This is a genomic window from Syntrophotalea sp., assembly GCF_050253115.1.
Taxonomy (GTDB): Bacteria; Desulfobacterota; Desulfuromonadia; order Desulfuromonadales; family Syntrophotaleaceae; genus Syntrophotalea; species Syntrophotalea acetylenica.
The window spans coordinates 1-21,602 of the sequence record NZ_JBFWJQ010000038.1 but is presented as its reverse complement, the minus strand read 5'-3'; the positions used below and the strand labels follow the sequence as shown (position 1 = coordinate 21,602).

The following is a 21,602-nucleotide window of genomic DNA, read 5'->3' as shown; positions in this document are numbered from 1 at the left end:
AGGAGTGGCTATGTCCAAGACGCCGTTTAACATTCAAGATCAGTATCTGAACCAGGCCCGCAAGGAGCGTGTGCGGGTAAACATTATCATGATGTCCGGTGACAAACTGGACGGCTTTATCAAGTCCTTTGACAGTTTTTGTGTGCTGATCGAAAGCAAGGGGGATCTGCTGCTGTACAAGCATGCGATTTCCTCGATTACCTCGGCGGATGGATCGTTCCGATTGCACGGTGGTCGCGATTAATCGTAATTGAAAAGGCGCCGATCCGCTCCAGGGGCTCCTGCTGAATATCGTGATTTTTTTCAGTCGGGGCCTTTTTTGTCCCGTCTGCCCAGGGTATGATTACGCCCTGTCTGCCGCGATCAGGTACTGATGGCTGGACGGTGGCTGCTGTCTTTGACGGCATGGGCCTTCCGGGCACAACGGCACCGCCGATATCGGGCCAAACGATATCGGTTCAGGGTTTTTTTTGTGGACCATTCTTCATGACATACGATAAGGACTGGAAGCTCATCGACATGCAGGCTGCGGCGATGCTCGACTGCGGAAAATGGCAGGAAGCCGTCCGCTTGTACCGGCAAGCCCTTGCTGTCGCCGGACCCGTTGCCGATCTGTATGCCGGACTTGGCGAAGCCTATGCCGAAGGAGGCCGGATCGAAGACGCGATGGCAGCTTACCAGGAGGCGCTTGCACTGGATCCTGAGAATGCAGATGGTCTTTTTGCACTCGGAGACCTGTATTTTGAGCTGGGGCAGGAACAACAGGCGCTTGCGTGGTATGAAAAACTGCTGTCCCGTTCGGATGAATCCGCCGAGGCATTGACGAGGATCGGCCTGGTTTACGCTGCTCGGCAGGACTTTGAGCGGGCACTTCAATATATGAAACAGGCGCGGCAGGCCGATCCGGCCTCTGCCTTTGCCGCAGCCGGATTGGGGGAACTGTACGTTTCTCTCGGGCAACCGGACAAAGCATTGCCTTTGTTCGAGGAAGCTTTGCGTCTAGATCCGGACGATCCGCACATTTTGTTGAACCTGGCGGATCTGCGATACGATCTGGGGGATAGCGGCGGTGCCGAAAAACTGTATCGCCGCGCTCTGGAAATAGAGGAAGACATTCCGGAGCTGCATCTTGCCCTGGGCAACCTGATGCTCGATCAGGATCAAACGCGGCAGGCCCTTGGCCATTATCGCCGTTTTCTTGAGTTGGAAAAAGCCCCGCAGTCCGGCAATCTGCGCAAGGAAGTCGCTGCATTGGCAGAAGGACTGGAGGAGGAACTGGCGCAAACTTCCCAAAAATCCGGCAAAAAACCTCGAAAATAAAAAGGGCAGCCCGATCGGGCTGCCCTTTGGCTTCATATTCAACAACCGCAGCTTATTTCTTTTTGCCGCCGGAAGCCTTTTTGGAAGCTTTGAGGGGGTTGATCTTCTGGTTGGCGGTGACAATTTCCACTTTTTTATGGGTGGCGATGTTGCACAAACCCTGTGCCCACTTCCGCGCGGGGGAAGGGCAGGCCGAACAGACCTGGCCAATGGAGCTGTCGACGATGCGTTCGCAACCCTGACATTCCTCAACGATGGGCTGGCAGGAATTGCCTTCGAAGATGCAGCCGTTTTTGGTCCAGAAGGTACACTCGGTACCGGGTTGGATAGTTTCACATTTCATGGGATCCAGATGCCTCCTTTATGTCGTTTTCCGAAGGAAAATTTCGGTCTTAAAGACGCCCATTATTTAACAGCTTGGTAAAATTTGTCAACGATTAATTCCTCGGGGCATGCCTGTGTGTGCATTGATGCACATGGCTTGTCTGCCGCGGGGCGGAAGGAAAGTTTTGTATATGGACCGTGACTGGGAAAAAATCTGCCAGCGCTGTGGGCGCTGCTGCTACGAAAAAATCGAGTTCGAAGGTGAAATATATTATACGGACGAGCCTTGCCTGTACCTGGATCTCAAGACGCACCTCTGCCGTGTCTATCCCCAGCGTTGCATGGTCCGTCCGGGGTGTGTTGCCCTGACTCCGGAACTGGTCCGGCAAGGTTTACTGCCCGCCGATTGCCCGTATATCGCTCATGTTTTGCGTTCAGCGGGAACAAAGCTTGACAAACCGCGCGATTGACGACCCCCACCTGCGCGAAACCTGCTGTGTTTTTGTGTTCTGGCCGGATAGGCGGGCTTTGCGTTGGGCCGCGCCGGGCATTGGTGGCCTGATGGTGTCACCTGCGAGGATTCAGGTTACAATAAAGTGAGAAGAGCGATGCCAGGGATTATCTGCCGGGTACGGTTCCGGAGTCGGCTGCGCCCGCAACCAGGAGGGATATCATGCACAAGATAAGGTTCGGTACGTCCGGGTGGCGAGGAGTTTTTTGTGAGGATTTTACCCTCGATAATGTCCGGGTGGTCACCCAGGCCATTGCCGACTATCTGCGTTCCCGGGGGTTGCAGACACGAGGTCTGGTCGTCGGTCACGACAGCCGCTTTCTTGGGGAGAAATTCGCTCGTGAAACGGCGTGCGTGCTGGCAGGCGACGGCATTCCCTCCTGTTTGTGCAACCGCGATACGCCAACGCCCGCCATTGCTTTTGAAATCATACGCCGCCGGGCGGCAGGAGGGATCAACTTTACCGCAAGCCATAACCCCGCGGATTACAACGGCATGAAGTTTTCTCCCGCGTCGGGCGGGCCGGCTCTGCCCGAAGTTACAGAGGAGATCGAGCGTCGCGCCAATGCCATGCTGGGGGAAATCTGTTATCGGGCCATGCCGATCGAGGATGCTTTTCGCGAGGGGCTGATCGAGGAAATCGATGCCCGGCCGGCTTACCAGCAGGCGGTTGCCAAACTGGCGGATCTGCAGGCTATAGGCCGCTCCGGAATGGGGTTTGCCGTCAACCCTCTGTATGGCACATCCCGAGGGTACCTCGACCGGATGCTGCGGGAGGCCGGCGCGCGGGTAGTGTGCATCAATGCCTGTCGCGATCCTTACTTCGGAGGTTTTCCTCCGGAACCGGCGCGTAATTATATCGGGGATTTCATCGATCTGGTCAAGGGCGACGATTCCATCACGATCGGCCTCGCCACCGACGGCGACGCCGACCGCTTCGGCATTCTCGATGGTGACGGCACCTTCATCGAGCCCAATTATTTCCTTGCGCTGCTCTACGATTACCTGATTCAGGTGCGAGGTATGCGGGGCGCGGCGGCAAGATCGGTGGCCACATCGCATTTCATCGACGCTGTCGCCGCCTATCATGGCTACCGGGTTCATGAAACGCCGGTAGGTTTCAAGTATATCGGAGAACTGATCCGTTCCGGGCAGATTCTGTTGGGAGGGGAGGAGAGCGCCGGCCTCACCATCGCCGGCCATGTTCCCGAGAAAGACGGTATTCTTGCCTGCCTGCTCGCCGCCGAGATGGTGGCCGTGACCGGCAAGTCCTTGAGTATGCAACTGCAGGATCTTTACAAGCGCGTCGGCAGTTTTCATACCCGGCGCAAGGACATCCGCCTGTCCGCCGCGGTCGAGGAAACCTTTGCCGACAAAATGGCGATTTTGCCTGATTCCATCGGTGGCTGGCGGGTCACCGAAGTGGTCACCGTTGATGGCTGGAAATTCATGCTGGAAAACGAGGCCTGGATTTTACTGCGCAAATCGGGAACCGAACCGGTCGTGCGCCTCTACTGTGAAGCGCGCAGCGAAAAGGATCTGGAACATCTGGTCGCAGCCGCCCGAAACTTTATAGCGGCATAGCGGCACGGCTGAAGAAAGGGGCGAAGGAATGTCTCAAACACGTCGTTACTGGTTACTGAAGTCCGAGCCGGGCTGTTTCTCCATCAGTGACCTCCAAAACAGTCCGCAAGGCATTTCTTCCTGGGATGGCGTGCGCAATTATCAGGCCCGCAATCTCCTGCGGGATGAAATCCGGACAGGCGACGGAATTTTATTCTATCACAGCAACATACCGGAACCGGCCATTGTGGGTGTGGCGCGCGTGGTGCGATCCGGCTATCCGGATCATACGGCGAGGGATCCCCGATCGGAGCATTTCGACCCGCGTTCCACCGAAGCGTCACCCATATGGTTCATGGTCGATGTGCAATATGTGGCGCATTTGCCGCACGCCCTGTCTCGCGAGGATCTCAGGCGCCACCCGGCACTCTCCGCCATGGAAGTGCTGAAAAAGGGCAGCCGCCTCTCTGTTCAACCCGTCAGCGCTGCCCAATGGCGCGATGTGCTTGTCCTGGGTGGGCGCCCTGAACTGTTGGAGGATCTATGAAGAAAGCAATACGTTATGCCGGCCTGGTTCTCGGGGGACTTGTGGCGCTGCTGCTTGTCATGCTGGCGGCGGCCAGGTTTCTGATTACTTCGGAACAGGTGCGAAGCGCCGTACTGCCTTTGGCCGAAAAGGCCCTGGACAGGGAAATCTCCCTCGGCGATATCGACATCCGTCTTTTTTCCGGCATCGTGCTGCATGATCTTACGATTCGCGATCAGCAGGGAGATGTTCCTTTCCTGCAGGCCGGCAGGGCGATGTTGCGCTACCGCTTCTGGCCTCTGCTCCGGTTCAGGGTGGTGGTGGACGAAATTCTTCTCGAACAGCCTTCGCTGAGGGTGGTACGGTTCGCGGACGGGCGGTTCAATTTCAGCGACCTGCTGGACAGGCAAAAGTCGGAAGGGGATCGCAAACAACGTTCCAACGGATCTTTCAGCCTGCTGATTTCCAAAATCCGGTTGTCCGACGGGCAGGTGCAATTCGTCGATTATCGTCCCGACCCTGACAGCGCCTTCACCCTGAATTTAACCGATTTCAACCTCCGTGCCGACGGAATCTCCCTGACCCGTCGGTTCCCCTTTGAAGCTGAACTTGCCCTCAACCAGGCACGATTGGCAATGGAAGGTGAGGCTGATCCCAGCGCCGGGCGGGTGCGAGCCAGGCTTCGGATGCAGGACCTGAGTCTCCCGGATTTTGAACCCTATTATGTAAAGCAGCGACCCGGGCGGATCAAGGCCTTGAAAATTGACAGCGATCTGGCGGTGGAGGGTACCCTTGAACAGCTGCAAAGCGCCGGACGGATTGCGCTGAAGGGATTGCATCTGAGCGCTTCGAAACCCGAGGGCAAAGACATTGCCGGTCTCGACATCAGCCTGGATTATGATATGCGGCTGGACCGGGCAGCCGCCGTGGCGGAGCTGGCACGAGGCGACCTGATGCTGGGAGGCCTGCCGGTTACCCTGCAGGGTCGTATCGAGCAGCTTGGAAAAAAACCTTTTATCAGGGGTCGTGTTGCGGCTACCAGGCTCGATCTGGCCGGTCTCTCCAAAAAGCTGCCAGCAGCTTTGCTGGGAAAACTTCCGGCATTGAACCCCTCAGGCATCGCCCACCTGCGCCTGCAACTGGAGGGTGCTCTTGACAAGCCCAAAGCCCTGCTTAAATCGGGTGAGATCCGCCTGGAAGGCGTCAGCGCCAGCGCAGGGGGGCTGCGTCCCCAGCTCAGCGGTCTCCTCACTCTGTCCGGTGACGGGCTGCAGGGTGAAAAAATGGAACTGCAACTGGGCGGCGATCGCGCATTGCTGGATCTGAAAGGGGAAAACCTGTTTGGAAAGCCGATACACATCAATTCGGCGATCAGAGCCGATCGGCTGCGGCTCGACGCCTTGTCGGGCAACAGGTCAAAAACTGCCCCGGTCACGAAATCCGCAGGCGGAACCGTGAAAAAACCTTTAGGACCTTTCAACCTTCCCGTCGAGGCAGTCGGTACCCTGCACGCTGTGCAGGCGCAATGGCGCGGCTTGCTGATCGAGGAGCTTATTGCCCGCTATCGTCTCAAGGATAACATCTTCACGCTGGAGCAACTTGCCGGAAAGACGGCGGAAGGGAGTTTCTCCGATACCGCCCGCATCGACCTGAGCCAACCGGGGTTGGCTTACCGGACGCACATCAAAACCAGCGCCATTCAGGCCGATCCCCTGCTATCCGTGCTGGCCCCCAGAATGGCCGGGACGGTCTTCGGAGCCATGAGTCTGGATGCCACCTTGCAGGGACGGGGAACGAGGCTGGCGGATCTCAAACAACATCTTGCCGGGCAGACGGATCTGAAGATTGTCAACGGCAAAATTACCGGTGCCGGTCTGGTGTCCGGATTGGCCGGGTTTCTCGATCTGGAGCAGTTGCGGGTATTGCGCTTTTCACAGGTTGCGGGGCATTTGGTGATAAAAAACGGCCGCATTCAGGTCGACGGCGATCTTGCGGGCGAGCAGGCAAGGCTTGCGCCAGCCGGCTCCGTTGGCATGGACGGGTCCCTCGATGTCAGTCTGCCGGTGCGGTTGGCTCCCGAACTGGCGGCGCATCTGGCCGGAAAAGATAAATTCAGCCGATTTCTCACCGATTCCCGGGGGTGGGGGGTCTTGCCCGTCAGACTGACCGGAACGATCAAGGCGCCGCGTTTTGGTCTGGATACGGCGGCGCTCAGGGGCAGCATCCAGCAGGGGGTGAGGGAACAGCTGCAGAAGAAACTGCAGGAAAAACTGCTTCCTTTCAAGGATGACGGCACCTCACGGCAAACATCGGAACCGTCAGCGGCGCAGGACGAAAACGATGCCTCGCCAGACGGCCAGAGCGGGACGGAAGAAAAATTGCTCGAAGGGGTGATGAAGGGGCTTTTCGGAAAATAGAAGGGAATAAATGAATGCGAGGGGCCGCGAATTTCAGCGGATTTGAAACCATCCGCATGGGGATGGAAATTGCGCAGCGGGAGCATCGTTTTTTCGCGACGTTGGCGCGCAAAACCCGGAGCGAGCCGTTGCGGGAAATTTTCAGCGGCATGGCCCAGGAAGCCATTCGGTTGTATCGCGCATTGCGTGCACGCCTTGGCGAATTTTCCGACGAGGGTTTCTGGGATGATGAAGAAGAGATTCTGCCCTATCTGCAACGCCTGCCCGATGATCTTTTTCATGCCGCGAACGCGGTCAGGGAACGGTTGGGAACCCTGAGCAGCGACCAGCAGGCCCTGGCCCTCGCCATCGAGGTCGAGGATTACCTGGCTGCCTATTTTTCCCGGGCGGCGGGGGAATCGACTCATGCGGAAGGCCGGGAAGTTTTTGACTGGCTCGCGCAAACAAAAGAGCGGCAGGCGCGCGCATTGCGGGAACGACAGGTGCGGCTTGTCGTTGGCAGGGAAGCCGGGTGAGGAACATGGGGCGAACCGGGCCTGGAAGCAGAAACCTTTTCAGGGAAGGAGACGGCCATGAATGTGTTTGATTTCGCCATGCAGATGGAAGTCGATGCAGAAGCATTTTATCGGAAACTGGCGGGCAAAAGTCCCGTTGCCGGGATAAAGAAAATTTTTACCAATCTGGCGGAAGAAGAGCGAAGGCACTACCGGATTTTTCACGATCTGAAAGCGTCCGGCAGTTTTTTCGACGTTCAGGCCTCTTCGGTGCTGGATGAAGCCAGAAATGTTTTTGCCGGCCTGTTGCGTGAACCCGTCGATGTGTCCGTGATGCAGGACAATCTTGAAAGCTATCGCTACGCCATGAAACTCGAGGCGGATGGTGTCGGGTTTTACGAAGATGCCGCCCGGCGGGAGAACGATGCACGGGTGAGGGATCTGCTGCTGCGCATCGCCGAGGAGGAACGCAAGCATTTCAACGTCGTTGAAAACATCTATCGCTACGTCAACGCGCCCAATGAATATCTGGCCTGGGCGGAATTCAGCAATCTGGAGGAATTTCACGCATTCGGAAGAGATGTTGACCTTTGATCAGGGCAACGGCGGCAGCGCCAGGTCCGTTGCGAGGCGAAAAACAAGGTGTGATCCTGACAATGCCCTCTTTTATGGTAGGCGGTTGCCGGTTTTCAGCAGATGTTCCATGGCCATTTCCTGCAAGGGGGGAGCGCAGGTTCGGCTCCGGGCAAGATCCAGGGTGAATTCACCCAGCAGTCGATAGAGCACCTCCTGGTCAGGTTGCCAGCTGCGCAGGGCCCTGAGGTGGTGCTCGACAGTTTGAACGTCCCGCCGTGCGATAGGCCCGGTCAAGGCATCGGCAGGACCGAGGGCAAAGGTGTTGTCCAGTGTGCTGCGCACTAGAGGTTCCATCACTTTGCGTGCGGTTGCCGACGGCAGACCCGATTGTTCCAGGCAACTCAGGCTGCAGGCCATCAAGGTGACGAGGTAATTCGCGGCCATGACCATGGAGGCATGATACAAGGGCTTGCATCCCGGGCGCAGCGGCAGCGGTACGCCGCCAATCGTTTCGAACAGCGATGCCAGACGTTCGGTAGCCTGGGGGTCGCCCTCGATGCCGCAATAGGTGCCTGCAAAGCTGGCGACGGCATGCGCCGGATCGGCAAAGCTTTTGACAGGATGGCAACTGGCAAGCAGGGCGTGGTTTTGCCGCACCACGGACAGAATGTCCGCATCAAGGGCTCCACTGCAATGAAAGACGATATCGCCGGGACGCAGGATGCCCGCTTCGGCAAGCTGTACGGCACAGTCGCCGATGACGGCGTCGCCCGTTGCAATCATGGTCAGGTCGGCCGGTGGCAGTTCCTGCAGACGGCAGGGGCGGCCGGCACCGATAAAGTCGGTTGCACGCAGCGCACTGGGTAAGCCGCGGTTGACGATACCCTGGATTTTTATCAGTCCATGGGTGTGCCAGAGTCGGGCCAGGGTTTTGCCGAGCCGTCCGCAGCCGATGATGTTGAGGGTAATCGGCGGCATGTTCACTCCGTCGGACGGGCCTGCAATCGCTCTTTGAGGGCGGCAATGCGTTGCAGGGACTGTTCAATGCGCTGCCGGGAAACCCGGCCCGAATCGATCAGCTTGTGCAGAATGGAGAGCATGCGGCGGGTTGTGTCCGGATGGTTGTCGGCGAGCAGCAGCATGTCAACCCCGGCGTTGAGGGCTTTTTCCACCGTTTCTTCAAGGCTGTAGTGGTCGGCGATGGCGCCCATCGTCAGGTCGTCGCTAAGAACCACTCCCGAAAACCCGAGGTGTTTTCGCAACAACCCATCCACGGTTTTTTTCGACAAGGTGGCTGGTGCCCCGGCATCGAGTGTGGCGTTGAACACGTGGGCTGTCAGCACGGTATCGGCCAGGTTTTCATCGATCAGGGTGCGGAAGGGATCTAGCTCTTTTGCGCTCCAGCTGGCGGTAACATCGACGAAACCCTGATGGGAATCGCCGGTTGAGCTGCCATGACCGGGGAAATGTTTCAGGCTGCACAGAATGCCACGCCGATGGTGGGCACGGATATATTCGCGGGCATGGATGACAACGACAGCCGGATCAGCGGAGAAACTCCGTTCCAGTTTGCCGATGACAGGGTTGTCGGGGTTGCTGTTGAGATCCACCACCGGCCCGAGGTTGAGATTGATCCCCACCTGTTGCAGGCTGAGGGCGATGGCGTCCGACCGCTTGCGGGTGAGGGCGGGATCGTTTATTTTGCCGAGACTTGCCGCTGACACGGTAGCCGGGAAACCGAATTCCTCCTTCAGTCGCACGATGCGGCCGCCTTCCTGATCGATGGCGATCAGCACAGGCACTGTGCCGGCGGCTTTTTGCAGTTGTGCGGTAAGGGAGCGTAACTGCTCCGGAGAAACGATGTTGCCGGCCGGATGATCGGCGCTTGGCCCATAATTGAAAAGGATCACGCCGCCGAGGTGGCGGCTGCGGATATCCTCAAGGATCGGATGGTTCTCGTCGAGGACGGAACCGGCGAATCCGACCATCAGCAATTGCCCCAGAGGAAGCTCGGCGCCGGCTGCCGGACCGGCGAGTTTTTTAATCGCGGGAACAGCCTGCACGGAAAGGATCAGCAGAATCAGTCCGATGAGGATGCCGACCGGGTATCTGAACTTCGCCGGTATCGATCTGAACATAAAAACTCCGTGGATAAGCAGGGCACCGATGGTCGATCAGCGCGGCCGGGGACGGCGACTACAGCCCGTACACCTGCTGCGCGGACAAGGTTCGCACCCCTGCTGAATCGAAAATCTGCTGAACGTGTTCGGTGTCCTCCACATCGATGATCAGGATGGCGGTTTTGTTGTCGCCAAGCACGGTACCGTAGGCATTCTGGACATTGAGTCCGGCGCGGGCCAGAATGCTCAGCATGTCATGCAGCGCCCCGGGAGAATCCTCCATGCTGACCACCACGATTTCCCGCAGTACGGCCGGATGTCCGGCGCCGGAAAGCTTCTCGCAGGCCCTGTCCGGGCGGTCCACCAGCAGATTCAGGATACCCCAGCCGGCCGAGCTGGTCGACAGGGTCATGGCGCGGATGTTGATGCCGGCGGATTTGAGCACCGCGGTGACCTTTTCCAGCCGGCCCGGTTTGTTTTCCAGAAAAATTGAAACCTGATGCGCTATCATGGCGTCCTCCTAGGATTTTCGACAATCGATGACCCGAACCGCCTTGCCTTCGCTCTTGGGGAGGCTTCCCGGCTCCACCAGCCGCACACCGGGAGTAACCAGGATCTCGTCCCGGACCTCGTTGGCGATGCGGCGGGAGAGTTTTTCCAGAGCCTCGATATCCCCGGTGAACCAGGCCTTCTGCAGTTCGATTTTGACCGTGATCTCGTCGTTGCCGTCGATGGTTTCCAGTTCGATGACATAGTCCGTGCCGACCTCGGCAAAACGCATGAGAACCTTTTCAATCTGCATGGGGAACACATTGCATCCCTTGATGATGAACATATCGTCGGTGCGTCCGGAAATGCGATCCAGCCTGCGGTGGGTGCGCCCGCAGGGGCATTCCCCGGGAATGAAACGTGTCAGGTCCCGGGTCCGGTATCGGATCAGCGGCATGGCATGCCGGTCGAGGGTCGTGAACACCAGTTCCCCTTCTTCTCCGTCCGGTACTGGCTGCAGCGTGTCGGGGTCGATGATTTCGGTAAGAAAAGCATCCTCCCATACGTGCAGTCCGTTCTGGTGTTCGCATTCAAAAGCCACTCCCGGGCCGTTCATTTCGGACAGACCATAGGAATTGAAAGCCCTGACGCCGAACAGCGCCTCGATGCGCTGTCTCTGGGCCTCGGTGTGCGGTTCGGCACCGATAACGAACAATCGCAGGCTGGTGTCGCGCTGCGGGTCCAGGCCCAGTTCCACAAAGGCGCTGTGCAGACGGAAGAGATAGCTCGGGATGGTGTGGATGGCGGTAGTGCCGAAATCCTGCATAAGCTTGATCTGACGTCGGGTGTTGCCGGCGGCGGCGGGGATGACCAGCGCGCCGAGGCGCTCCGCGCCGTATTGAAAACCTAGCCCTCCGGTAAACAGGCCGTATCCGCAGATATTCTGGAACACATCGGTGTCCCGCAGGCCGGCGCAGTACAGGGAGCGTGCCACCAGGTCCGCCCACGAAGCGAGATCGTGATTGTCGTGAAAAATCACGGTGGGATTGCCGGTGGTGCCACTCGAACAATGCAGACGTACGGCCCCCTGCTTGGGAACCGTCAAAAATCCGTAGGGAAAGTTGCTGCGCAGATCGTCCTTGGTGGTGAATGGCAGGCGCCGGACGTCATCGATGGTCCGTATGGACTCGGGGCGGATGCCCTGTTTACGGAACAGCGTGCCGTAATAGGGGGATTGCGCGGCTCTGGCAAGACTTTCCTGCAGACGTTGGATCTGCAGAGTATGCAACTGCGCTCGGGGGAGGATTTCAATCTCGGGTTTCCAGTACATGGCGGATCATTCCTTTCAATTATACGATAGGCGTCTGTGCAGTGCTCGCTCGCCGTTTTTTGAATCAAGAATCATCCGGAAACCGTTTGGCTGGGCTTTCGGACCAGGCACTGAAGATAGCAGATTTTATCCTGAAATGGTAGAAAAGCGCAGACGCCAACGCCCCGGAAGGGACTTTTTCCGGAAAAACCGGTAGTCGGCGATGGGAACGGGGACCCGGACGGACAGGAGCTGGCCTTGTCCAGGTCAAATAGACAAAGGCCCCGGACCGATTGGTCCGGGGCCTTTCATCTGGAGCGGGAAACGGGATTCGAACCCGCGACTTCAACCTTGGCAAGGTTGCACTCTACCACTGAGTTATTCCCGCAACTCGAAGTTGCATGTCGTGCGGCACGGTGCTTGGCATCGGATTGAAAAGCCCCGAACCGAACAGCTCGGGGCTTTGTTCGCTGGAGCGGGAAACGGGATTCGAACCCGCGACTTCAACCTTGGCAAGGTTGCACTCTACCACTGAGTTATTCCCGCGTTTGTCTCGATGCTCCGTGCTGCGAGCGGGGTTATTAATAGCAAATGGCATTTTCCAAGTCAACAAAAAATTCCGGGATTTTTGTTTTCCCCGAAAGGCATGCAACGGCACCGATCTGGCGGCAGGGGCAGGGGAATCGGGGAACAAAAACAAAACCAATTTTGGGACCGACAGGCGCATGGTGACAAAAGAGGGGTTTTACGGATGGTCAAATGACGGGTCAGGGTATCCCCTTTCAGGGAGGAGTCTGGTGCTACCGGTAGACATCGATAAACCCCTTCACACGCTGAACGTAGTTCCGGGTTTCAGTATATGGGGGGATGCCGCCGTGCTGTCGAACTGCTCCCGGGCCGGCATTGTAGGCCGCCAGTGCCAGATCCAGATTGCCGTTGAACAGGTCGAGAAGCTTCCGCAGATAGCGGGTGCCGCCACGAATATTGTCTTCGGGATCGAAGGGGTCGGCAACACGCATTTCGCGCGCCGTTTCGGGGATCAGTTGCATCATTCCCTGGGCGCCCTTATTGGATATGGCCTTGGGATTGTAGTTGCTTTCCGCCTTGATGACGGCCTTTACCAAGGCCTTTTCCAGCCGGTTGGCACTAGCGTGCCTTTCGATGATCTCATCGAAAGAGCCGTTAAACGCACCTTTTTTTACACCTGCGGGGGGTGATTCCTTGAGATAAAAAGAGTATTCGGAGGTTGTCGGCGTGTTGGTGAAATGCATGACGCCGTTGCTGTCGACGTAGCGGTAGATATCGGCCTGCACGGCAGGCGTGACGAGGCAAAGAAGCCCCGCATGCATCAATATTGAAACCAGCCATAAACGTGTCATCGTCACCACTTTTCGAAAAACTGTCAGAATATAACCTGAAACAGCGAGTATTTCAAGCCATTTGCTTATGCAAAAACCTTGACAATACGGGGGTCGGTTCCGATAATGACGCCAGTTTGTGAATTATCGGCTGTTTCATTGTTATTGCGTGTTATTGCGGGTCTTGGGCCAACCATCTTCGGAGCATCCACCGGGCAGGGGTCGATTTTCCTTCGGAGTTGCTCTCTCTGGAAGTGAGGCATTGCAGTGAATATTACCACGGATTTTCTTGTTATTGGCAGCGGGATAGCCGGTCTGTCCTATGCTCTGAAGGTCGCCGAGTTCGGCCAGGTGGCGGTTGTGACCAAGCGGGAGATTTCCGAAACCGCGACCAATCTCGCTCAGGGCGGCATCGCCTCGGTGCTTTCCTCGGAAGATTCCTTTGCCGCCCATGTGCGCGATACGATGGTGGCGGGTGCCTACCTGTCCCATGAAGATATTGTCAGGCTGGTTGTGCAGCGGGGGCCCCAGGCCATTGCCGATCTTATCCACTGGGGGGTCCGTTTCAGTAAAAAGGATGATGACACCTACGATCTGACCCGCGAGGGCGGACACAGTCGCCGCCGCATCCTGCACGCCAAGGACATGACCGGGCAGGAGATCGAACGGGCGCTGGTCGAAGCGGCGCACGCGCATCCGAATATCACCATTTACGAGCACCATATCGCTATCGATCTGATCACCGACGCCAAGGCCGGGTATCGTGCGCGGCAGCCCAACCGCTGTCTGGGGGCGCATGTCCTCGACATCAACGGCGGCAGGGTGCATACCTTCGGGGCGCGGGTGACGGTACTTGCCACCGGGGGGGCAGGCAAGGTTTACCTTTATACCTGCAACCCCGATGTCGCCACCGGCGACGGCATCGCCATGGCCTACAGAGCCGGGGCCACCATCGCGAACATGGAGTTCATGCAGTTTCATCCCACCACGCTTTTTCATCCCAAGGCCAAATCCTTTCTGATTTCCGAATCGGTTCGCGGGGAGGGCGCAATCCTGCGACGTCGCGACGGTACGGCGTTCATGAGCCAGTATCATGAATTGCGCGACCTTGCGCCACGCGACATTACGGCCCGCGCCATCGATAACGAGATGAAGATCCACGGGGATTCGAGCGTATTTCTCGATATAACTCACCGCGATCCGGATTACATCCGCAACCGTTTCCCGCATATCTACGAAACCTGTCTGAGTTACGGCATCGACATGACCGTCGAACCGATTCCGGTGGTACCGGCGGCCCACTATATCTGTGGCGGAGTCAAGGTCGATCAGTGGGGAGAGTCAGACCTTGTCAACCTGTTCGCCATTGGCGAAGTGGCCTGTACAGGATTGCATGGGGCGAATCGCCTGGCGAGCAACAGCTTGCTGGAAGGCGTGGTGTTTGCCGAACTCGTGGCGCAACGTGCCCTGGCGCGGATCAAGGAAAAGCGGGAGGAGGCCCCGGCTGTGAAACCCTGGGATTACGGCAAAGCCACCGACAGCGACGAGGAGGTGGTGGTCGCCCATAACTGGGATGAGATCCGGCGCAGTATGTGGAATTATGTCGGTATCGTGCGCACCAACAAGCGTCTCAAGCGCGCATTGCGCCGCATTCAGATGATCAAGGATGAAATCACCGAATATTATTGGGATTTCTATCCAACCTCCGACCTTATTGAACTGCGCAACATCGCCACGGTTGCCGAGTTGATCGTGCGCTGCGCGCGATTGCGGCGGGAAAGCCGCGGCCTGCACTACAACCTCGATTACCCGGACAGGGATGATGTCAACTGGAAAAAGGACACCCTGATACGGAAGAAACTATAGGCTGTATCCTCCGCAACTCCGGAGGGCTACAGCGTGGTTTTCATATGGGAAACGAGGTTGTGGAGCATGGCAGCATCCATTGTGTAAACTCGAACGAAATGCTGGGAGCCGGTTTTGACAATCGATGAAATCAGGCAGCGGATTGACGCTCTCGATGACGAACTTCTCAAAATATTCAATTGCCGGGCGGGGCTGGCCCTCGCCATCGGCGAGCTCAAAAAAGCCGAAGGGCGGGCGGTCTATGACCCCAAAAGGGAACAGATGATTTTTGAGCGTATGAAGGCGACCAATCCCGGTCCGCTCGACGATGGTGCCATTGTCCGGTTGTTCGAGCGTGTCATCGATGAGACCAGGCGGTTGGAGCGTATCCGGACGAAGGGAGAGTAAACGATGCTGGTGGTGATGAAATCAACCGCTACGGAGCATGATCTCAGTGAACTCAAGGAATATCTGGTACGGCGTGACTACGATTTTCACCAGTCGACCGGAGCCAACCGGGTGATCATCGGCGTGATCGGCGATACGGCCCGGCTTGATATAGACGCCCTCAAGGCTCTGCCTGGTGTGCTGGCGGTTTTTAAAATTCCGCAAGAGTAAAAGCATGGAACGGGGCCGGAAATCGGCCCCGTTCCATATGGCGGCGTTTTATGAACCGATAAAGAATTCTGTTTGAATACCCTGTTCGCTGATCAACAGGATGATTCCAATTCCACCAGAATGATGTGTTCCTGAGGGATGTGCACGGTAACAAGATCGCCAACACGGTATTTTTCCCTGCCGATATGAAATGCGATCAGCGGCATGCCGATATCCACGCCGTATTCCACCAGATGCGGTTTGTACGATACCTGCGCAATGCGCCCCGCAAAGGAATTCTCTTTTTCACCATCGTTGGGCGGCCCCAGGTAAACATGTTCCGGACGAATCGCAATTTTGACATTCCCCTGGAACGGACTGGGCTTTTTAAGCGAAACCTCATTGATCCCTATCGAAAGGCCATCCGACACGCCCGGGAAAATATTCTGCGTTTTCAGAAAGCGCACAATGAACTCGTTAAGGGGCCTGGTTTTTAAATTCTCCAGTGTATCCACCTGAATCAAGTGCCCATTGTTCATGATTGCGATGCGGTCGGCGACCGAGGCCGCTTCCTCGAAATTGTGGCAAACGTGGACAAAGGTAGCGTTGGTTTTTCTTTGCAGGGCCTGCAGTTCCTTGCTCATTGTGGCTCTGAGGTTTTCGTCCAGCGCCGAGAGCGGTTCATCCAGCAGCACCACGCTTGGTTGTGTGGCCAATGCCCGCCCCAGGGCCACGCGCTGTTTTTCACCCCCACTGAGATTCAGCGGCATCCGCTGACGGATATATTCTATCCCGAGCGATGAGATGATCTCATCGCGGATCTGGACTATTTCATGTTGCGGCAGTCCTTTTGCCTCAAGCCCGTAAGCGATGTTTTTTTCAACTGTCAGGTTTGGAAACAAGGCATAGTCCTGTGGTACATACGCGATATTGCGTTCCTCCGTGTACAGGGGTGTAATGTCTTCGCCATCCACCAGAATGCTGCCTTCGGTTTGCCGGTACATGCCGACCAGATATTCAATCAGCACGGTTTTTCCTGCTCCGGTCGGCCCCAGAAGAACCATGTATTCGCCATCATTTATGGTCAGATTGATGTCTTTAAGACAGAATCCTCCCAGATTGCCGCTTAAATTCCGAATTTCTATCATAAGAAAATTTGTCTCCTTACCAGATGTAGCCTTTGGCGCCGATGCGATGCATGGCATAAACGGAAAGGCCGCCGATGATGACCAGAATAAAGGCCAGGGCAAAGCCGTATTCTACGTTGCCATATTCGATCTGGGCCCAGATGGCCACGGAAAGCCAGTCGGCCTGGTCGATGTGCAACGCCTGCTCCAGATCACTGAATCGTGCAGGGGGCAATTCCCGGAAGGTACCGCAGAAAAACAGCACTGCGCCGAATTCGGCCATCGCTCTGGTCCACGCCAGAATGATGCCGGCCACCAGACCACTTTTGGCCAGTGGCAGGGTAACCGTCCGGAAAGCTCGCCATCGGCTGCTGCCCAGGGATCTGGCCACCTGTTCGAAGCGGGGATTGATGCTGTCGAAGGTGGCTTTCCACGCACTCAGCCCCAATGCAAAAGACAAGATGAAACTCGCGATGATCATGCCCGGGAATATGCTGTGGGCAAAACGAAACCCCAGTTTTTGCTGAAGATCCCAGAACGGTCCGTAGTTGAACATGACGATGAGGCACAAGCCCACGGAAGAAGCCGGAATGACGAGCATCGAGGAAAACAGCACATCGATGATGACTTTTCCCCGAATTTTGTAGCGGCTCAGCGCGTAAGCGGTGGGAATGCCTATCAGGGTGGACAGTATGGTGGTGATTACGGTGATCATCAGTGTGAGATTCAGCGATTTCCAGAAATACGGGTCTTTCCAGAACCCCCCCGCAAACATGTTGAGGATCTCGCGATCCTCTCCCCACGAGGTCAGATTCCGGGTTTGAACAGCCGCTTCCGTGACAAACAATTGATCAACGTTGGTCAGAAACAGATACGCCGAAAAAAGAAACAGAAAACCGGCAAAGCTATAAAAAAATGTCTTGAAAATCAGCCGATCACGGGACTCCGCTTTTTGAGGCCGCGCGAGGCTGTCGGTTGTTGTGGCGGACTGCGGTTCACCAGACACTGCTTTTTCCTCCTATGAGCCTCATGGCGGACATGGCGGTTATCGCCATCAGGATGCAGACTATGGTCATGGATGTTACCCATCCCATCATGCCGCCGTTCCAGTCCAGGTAGATGGCGAAGGGCATAATGTCGGTCTCTCCCTCCGACGCGCCCACAAAAAGCATGAGACCTTCCCATTCCGCGGCGGCTCGGGCCCAAACCACAATCATGCTTGCAAGGATGCCGTTTTTTGCCATGGGCATCACGACCTTGAAAAAGGTACGGAAGTTGGAAGCTCCCAGCGAGCGGGATACGGATTCGAACTTGGTCGGGATCATGTCGAAGCTGGCCTTCATAAGCCTGGTGCAGAAAGCGCAGGTAACCGTAAACTGCACCAGCAGCACACCGTAGACATTACGACCGATGTAGATGTTGTAATGTTCGCTGATCATGTCAAAGGGGAACCTGGTGGTGATGCCAAACAGAAAAGCCCCGATGACGGCCGGCGAAACGACTATCGGCAGATCGATAACGCTCGCAAAAATATTGCGGCAGGGAAAGGAGAACCTCGACAAGGCATAGCCGGCCGGGATGCCGATCAACAGGGCAACAGAGGTCGAAACCGTCGAGGTCCAGACCGTCAGCCAGAATCGCTGCCACATTCTGGCCTGGGTAAAGAAATGAATGGTGTCGTTCCATCCCAGATAGATCCAGTTGCTGGCGATCAGAAGAAGATAAAACGTTATCGCCACAAGCGTAATGGAAATCGTGAGCGCCGGCCACCATCGTCCACGGATGACAGATACTTTTGGCATGGCAGGCGACCCTCCTAGGAACCCGAGCGAACAGTTTTGCGCTGGCGTTTGACTTCGCCAATGAGGTCTCCAACGGTTTTTGCATTGACCGGATACCGTTCGTCCTTGACCGCCGTGGCGGCATTGACCAGGTGCTTCATGTCCTGGTCCGTTGTGTTGTCCAGGCAGAAACCCTGTTTATCTACGGCAATATTCGGGTCTACGGAATAGGCATGTTTGTGAAATATGTGACGGGCCTCATCGGAGAGAATGAAGTTTTTGAGCTGCTCCGCTTCGTGTTTGTATCGCGCAAATTTCAGGGTGGCAACAGGCAGGCGGATCACACCCCGGTATTTTTGCTCGATGGGGATGATTTCCACATCCCGCAGGTACAGCACGGCGGTTGTTGACCACACGATGGTGGCGTCGATGGCCCGATGCTGCGCCGCGTTGCCAAGTTCCGGAATACATTTGGCACTGAGCACGGCGTTTTTTTGCACTTCTTTCCAGATACCGGCTTTTTTAAAAGTCTTTTCGTGCCAGATACCTACGGCGCACGATTTAGGATTACCCAATCCCACCCGAACACCCGGTCGCGCGAAATCCTCAATTTTGGTGATATTGGCAGGGTTGCCCTTGGGCGTGATGATGACGGTTACAAAGTAGGCCGGTATGTCCGTCTTCGGGTTGTAATTTTCGACAAATCCTCGCTCCTCTGCCTGCAGCAGATAGAACTCTTCCCCGGGCATAAACAAATCGCCCTGGCGGGAACGTGTAATGTCAGCGATAAAATAGCCTGAACCTTTGTAGGAAAAGTTGACCTTCTGGTCGGGGTGTTTCTTTTCCCACTCCTGCTTGATTTCATTGAGCGAAGATCTCTGGCCAACTCCGGCGTGAAACAGAAGTTCTTTTTGATTGCCGCCCATGGCGTGGAGCGGGGTAAATAAAAGGGCACAAAATAAAAGACAGTAAATATTTCGTTTCATTGCTGATCCTTTCCGGCAAGATGCCGTGTTGTTGAAACGCATTTAAAAGATGACGCTTTTAAACTTGTACTCCCACTGCAAAAAAGCCCAGGTCGCCTGTTTGTGCGATGCAACGTTTTCAGCGAATTCGTCAGGCCAGAAATGCCCGAAGCCCGCCATGAGCGTGTGGTTTTTGAAATAAGTTAAAGTCGCGAGGATGTCGATTTCCTTGCCCACGTCACTGCCACTGGCGCCTGTTGGATCACGGTACAGCTTTTTGTTGAGGGACCAGCCGTCATGGCGATCCGCCAGACTGAATTGATGCACTTCCCCTTTGATTGTCAGCCAGTTGCGCGGTTTGACGGTAAGGCTGGCTTCGAGGTCTTCCAGGTTGCTCCAGGAAAAAAGATTCATGCGCCCGTACATTTTATCCTTGGCTCCGAAAGCTTCATGGAAGGTTTCATTTTTACCGTCCTTGGGGTTGCTGTCCCCCGAGGCATAGCTGTAAGAAATGCCCAGGCGGGGTTTCCAGGCGGTGGGGAAGGTGTAGGCAAGCATGGCGTGATAACCGTAGGCATCAATGTCATCTTTGGCAAAATCCCCTTCCTCCTTGAGGTAGGTTCCCTCCAGATCCCATCCTTTCATCGAGGCTTTCAAGTGTGCGCCGACATACCACGAATCGAGATTGTCTGCCGTTTTGTCGACCTCGCCGGCGTAATTCGGGTGATCGTCCTTTTTGGTGAATGCCATTGGTTCAAAGACAAGTTTAAGCGGCTTTTCCAATAGTTCGAAGTGGCCATACACTGCCAGGCTCTCATAACCATGCCGATGATTGAGGCTGAAGCTGTTGACTTCATGCAGCATGGTCTGGCCGTAGAAGACATCCACGAAGCCCCGGTTGAAGACCCAGGACAATTTGGCGGCATCCCAGATCCATCTGCCGGAGTTGCCCCATTCGCCAGGGCCAAAAACCCGGTTGTCGCCATAGGCAATTTTCTGCCGCCCCGCCTTGAATCCAAGGCCGGAATCCAGGATATCCTTGACATCGATGTAGGTCTCGTAAAGCTCCAGGCGGTCTTTCTGCGGATGGTTGATCCTTTCAAACGTCTTGTTGTAAAAATCATTATCCGATAGGGCATAATCCCAGACCTCCGCATGTTGTCCCCAAAGAGCGACATGGATGTTTTTTGTAGGATACCAATCCAGCCCCATTCTCAGCCTTCCCAGCAAAAAACCGTCATTGGCTTTGCCCGCTCCGGGATTGTCTCCATAAAATTTCTGGTTAAAACTATTCTGGAATTCGTATCTTGCCCTGACATGAGTGCTGAAAGTAAGCTTTGGTTTGGAGGCTTCCTGGGCCTGTACGCAAAAATTACGCGACGTGAGAACTGCGGGTATGATGAAGTTAAAGACAAAAGCCAATAAGCAGATTTTTGAAAAACGAAGTTTTCCTTTTGACATTTTTCCCTCCATGTTTTGGATTAAAATTTCCTCCAGGATCAGATCGGCCAAAATTTAAAATAGACATAGATAAGATAGTGTGCACCCGGAAACTCCGGATGGATACCGAGTGGTTTGCATACGCAAAACGCACAATTTTCCGTGGTGGCAAAAAAATTAAGGGGTTGCGCGGAGGCGTAAATCGGTACACGTGTATCGCGCGCAGGATAGCAAAGTGGACAGCCTCCGGAGAAACAGCCTGAGTCGCAAGCAAGCCCGCGGATTGAGGGCCCCACGGCGGATAAGGGCCGTTTCCGGGTGGCCGCTCAATATTCAACGAAAACCTGATGATTTATTTAACGAATCACTTTTTTCGATACGGCATCAAAGCAGTTTTTTGACGTCTGCCTGATTTTTGGCAGGACGCAAAATTTCGTGTTTCCAATCCTGAAAGCACGATAATTTCATGCGGATTTCCGCAAGAATGCAAAATCGAAGCAACAAGAAATGCTGTATTGGGCTTGTAGGGTAAATCCTGGTAGTTACATTGCAATATAGATAAAACTAACATCTATCTGAATAAAATAGATATGTACTACGATACATAACGAAATCGAAAACTATTGTCAATGAAATTTCCGATTTTTTTAAAAATTGTTGAGCGCAAGAGCAACAAGACCGTGGAGTAGGGAGTTTACAATGAAGAAACAAAAAAGGGAGCCTGTCAGGCTCCCTTTTTTGTTTCTTCAGGAGTAGGAAAATCTATGGCAAAAAGTCAGTCGGCCACGATCTGGCTTTTGGTGAAAATGGAGCGCAATTGCAAGCCGGCCGCTTCCACGA

At 55.5% G+C, this 21,602-nt stretch carries 22 protein-coding genes and 2 tRNA genes; 11 read left to right on the top strand and 13 right to left on the bottom strand.

What is annotated here, in order from left to right; all coding sequences use genetic code 11:
• The first annotated feature begins 10 nt into the window (after nt 1-10).
• Both hfq and AB7E65_RS06005 read left to right on the top strand, forming a co-directional pair.
• Nucleotides 11-244 (top strand): RNA chaperone Hfq, encoded by a 234-nt coding sequence (hfq, locus tag AB7E65_RS06010; RefSeq protein ID WP_072287371.1) that lies wholly within the window; start codon nt 11-13, stop codon nt 242-244.
• A 242-nt stretch (nt 245-486) separates the two neighbouring features.
• The gene (locus tag AB7E65_RS06005; protein WP_320360989.1) at nt 487-1,320 is read left to right on the top strand and encodes a tetratricopeptide repeat protein; all 834 of its coding nucleotides are present in this window, start codon (nt 487-489) and stop codon (nt 1,318-1,320) included.
• Nucleotides 1,321-1,372: 52 nt separating this feature from the next.
• On the opposite strand, the gene AB7E65_RS06000 is transcribed toward AB7E65_RS06005, so the two are convergent.
• Nucleotides 1,373-1,663: a PxxKW family cysteine-rich protein gene (locus tag AB7E65_RS06000; protein ID WP_072287373.1), complete on the bottom strand. Its 291-nt coding sequence runs from the start codon at nt 1,661-1,663 to the stop codon at nt 1,373-1,375.
• Between the two features lie 172 nt (nt 1,664-1,835).
• Here AB7E65_RS06000 and AB7E65_RS05995 point away from each other — a divergent pair, with 172 nt between their 5' ends.
• The 6 genes from AB7E65_RS05995 (at nt 1,836) to AB7E65_RS05970 (ending at nt 7,749) form a co-directional block, all read left to right on the top strand.
• A complete protein-coding gene (locus AB7E65_RS05995; RefSeq protein ID WP_320360990.1) occupies nt 1,836-2,114 on the top strand; it encodes a hypothetical protein in 279 nt (92 codons plus the stop codon).
• A gap of 203 nt (nt 2,115-2,317) precedes the next feature.
• Entirely contained in the window at nt 2,318-3,739 is a 1,422-nt protein-coding gene (locus AB7E65_RS05990) for a phosphoglucomutase/phosphomannomutase family protein (RefSeq protein ID WP_072287375.1), read from the top strand.
• Nucleotides 3,740-3,767: 28 nt separating this feature from the next.
• Nucleotides 3,768-4,265 (top strand): EVE domain-containing protein, encoded by a 498-nt coding sequence (locus AB7E65_RS05985; RefSeq protein WP_072287376.1) that lies wholly within the window; start codon nt 3,768-3,770, stop codon nt 4,263-4,265.
• Nucleotides 4,262-6,661, top strand: coding sequence for an AsmA family protein (locus AB7E65_RS05980; RefSeq protein WP_072287377.1), 2,400 nt, complete (start codon nt 4,262-4,264; stop codon nt 6,659-6,661). The genes AB7E65_RS05985 and AB7E65_RS05980 overlap by 4 nt, the downstream gene beginning before the upstream one ends.
• Before the next feature lie 14 nt (nt 6,662-6,675).
• Complete coding sequence (locus AB7E65_RS05975) at nt 6,676-7,176, top strand: hypothetical protein (protein ID WP_072287378.1); 501 nt, start codon at nt 6,676-6,678, stop codon at nt 7,174-7,176.
• A 57-nt stretch (nt 7,177-7,233) separates the two neighbouring features.
• Nucleotides 7,234-7,749, top strand: a complete 516-nt coding sequence (locus AB7E65_RS05970; protein ID WP_072287379.1) for a ferritin-like domain-containing protein — start codon at nt 7,234-7,236, stop codon at nt 7,747-7,749.
• A 72-nt stretch (nt 7,750-7,821) separates the two neighbouring features.
• Here the strand turns inward: AB7E65_RS05970 and AB7E65_RS05965 are convergent, their stop codons facing one another.
• From AB7E65_RS05965 to AB7E65_RS05935, 7 genes are all read right to left on the bottom strand, one after another.
• Nucleotides 7,822-8,709: a DUF2520 domain-containing protein gene (locus AB7E65_RS05965; RefSeq protein WP_320360993.1), complete on the bottom strand. Its 888-nt coding sequence runs from the start codon at nt 8,707-8,709 to the stop codon at nt 7,822-7,824.
• A gap of 2 nt (nt 8,710-8,711) precedes the next feature.
• Nucleotides 8,712-9,869, bottom strand: coding sequence for a glycoside hydrolase family 3 protein (locus tag AB7E65_RS05960; protein WP_072287380.1), 1,158 nt, complete (start codon nt 9,867-9,869; stop codon nt 8,712-8,714).
• A 58-nt stretch (nt 9,870-9,927) separates the two neighbouring features.
• Entirely contained in the window at nt 9,928-10,362 is a 435-nt protein-coding gene (locus AB7E65_RS05955) for an ACT domain-containing protein (protein WP_083558759.1), read from the bottom strand.
• A gap of 9 nt (nt 10,363-10,371) precedes the next feature.
• On the bottom strand, nt 10,372-11,670 hold the full coding sequence (locus AB7E65_RS05950) for a phenylacetate--CoA ligase family protein (protein WP_072287381.1): 1,299 nt from the start codon (nt 11,668-11,670) through the stop codon (nt 10,372-10,374).
• A 292-nt stretch (nt 11,671-11,962) separates the two neighbouring features.
• Nucleotides 11,963-12,037: transfer RNA gene (locus tag AB7E65_RS05945), tRNA-Gly, on the bottom strand.
• 83 nt (nt 12,038-12,120) lie between these two features.
• A tRNA-Gly gene (locus AB7E65_RS05940) sits at nt 12,121-12,195 on the bottom strand.
• Between the two features lie 254 nt (nt 12,196-12,449).
• Nucleotides 12,450-13,028: a lytic transglycosylase domain-containing protein gene (locus AB7E65_RS05935; RefSeq protein ID WP_072287382.1), complete on the bottom strand. Its 579-nt coding sequence runs from the start codon at nt 13,026-13,028 to the stop codon at nt 12,450-12,452.
• A 246-nt stretch (nt 13,029-13,274) separates the two neighbouring features.
• Here AB7E65_RS05935 and nadB point away from each other — a divergent pair, with 246 nt between their 5' ends.
• The 3 genes from nadB (at nt 13,275) to AB7E65_RS05920 (ending at nt 15,470) form a co-directional block, all read left to right on the top strand.
• The gene (nadB, locus tag AB7E65_RS05930) at nt 13,275-14,873 is read left to right on the top strand and encodes an L-aspartate oxidase (RefSeq protein ID WP_072287383.1); all 1,599 of its coding nucleotides are present in this window, start codon (nt 13,275-13,277) and stop codon (nt 14,871-14,873) included.
• Nucleotides 14,874-14,987: 114 nt separating this feature from the next.
• Nucleotides 14,988-15,260 (top strand): chorismate mutase, encoded by a 273-nt coding sequence (gene pheA, locus AB7E65_RS05925; RefSeq protein WP_072287384.1) that lies wholly within the window; start codon nt 14,988-14,990, stop codon nt 15,258-15,260.
• A gap of 3 nt (nt 15,261-15,263) precedes the next feature.
• Complete coding sequence (locus AB7E65_RS05920) at nt 15,264-15,470, top strand: hypothetical protein (protein WP_072287385.1); 207 nt, start codon at nt 15,264-15,266, stop codon at nt 15,468-15,470.
• Between the two features lie 92 nt (nt 15,471-15,562).
• On the opposite strand, the gene AB7E65_RS05915 is transcribed toward AB7E65_RS05920, so the two are convergent.
• The 5 genes from AB7E65_RS05915 to AB7E65_RS05895 are packed head-to-tail and all read right to left on the bottom strand — an operon-like array spanning nt 15,563 to nt 20,795.
• Nucleotides 15,563-16,597 carry an ABC transporter ATP-binding protein gene (locus AB7E65_RS05915; protein ID WP_072287386.1) on the bottom strand — a complete coding sequence of 345 codons (1,035 nt, stop codon included), beginning with the start codon at nt 16,595-16,597 and terminating at the stop codon, nt 15,563-15,565.
• 16 nt (nt 16,598-16,613) lie between these two features.
• Entirely contained in the window at nt 16,614-17,582 is a 969-nt protein-coding gene (locus tag AB7E65_RS05910; RefSeq protein WP_072502010.1) for a molybdate ABC transporter permease subunit, read from the bottom strand.
• Nucleotides 17,572-18,378 carry an ABC transporter permease gene (locus tag AB7E65_RS05905; RefSeq protein ID WP_072287388.1) on the bottom strand — a complete coding sequence of 269 codons (807 nt, stop codon included), beginning with the start codon at nt 18,376-18,378 and terminating at the stop codon, nt 17,572-17,574. Before AB7E65_RS05905 ends, AB7E65_RS05910 begins: the two co-directional genes overlap by 11 nt.
• Nucleotides 18,379-18,392: 14 nt before the next feature.
• Nucleotides 18,393-19,385, bottom strand: coding sequence for a molybdate ABC transporter substrate-binding protein (modA, locus tag AB7E65_RS05900; RefSeq protein ID WP_083558763.1), 993 nt, complete (start codon nt 19,383-19,385; stop codon nt 18,393-18,395).
• Nucleotides 19,386-20,795, bottom strand: coding sequence for an alginate export family protein (locus tag AB7E65_RS05895; RefSeq protein ID WP_428745452.1), 1,410 nt, complete (start codon nt 20,793-20,795; stop codon nt 19,386-19,388).
• Between the last annotated feature and the right edge of the window lie 807 nt (nt 20,796-21,602).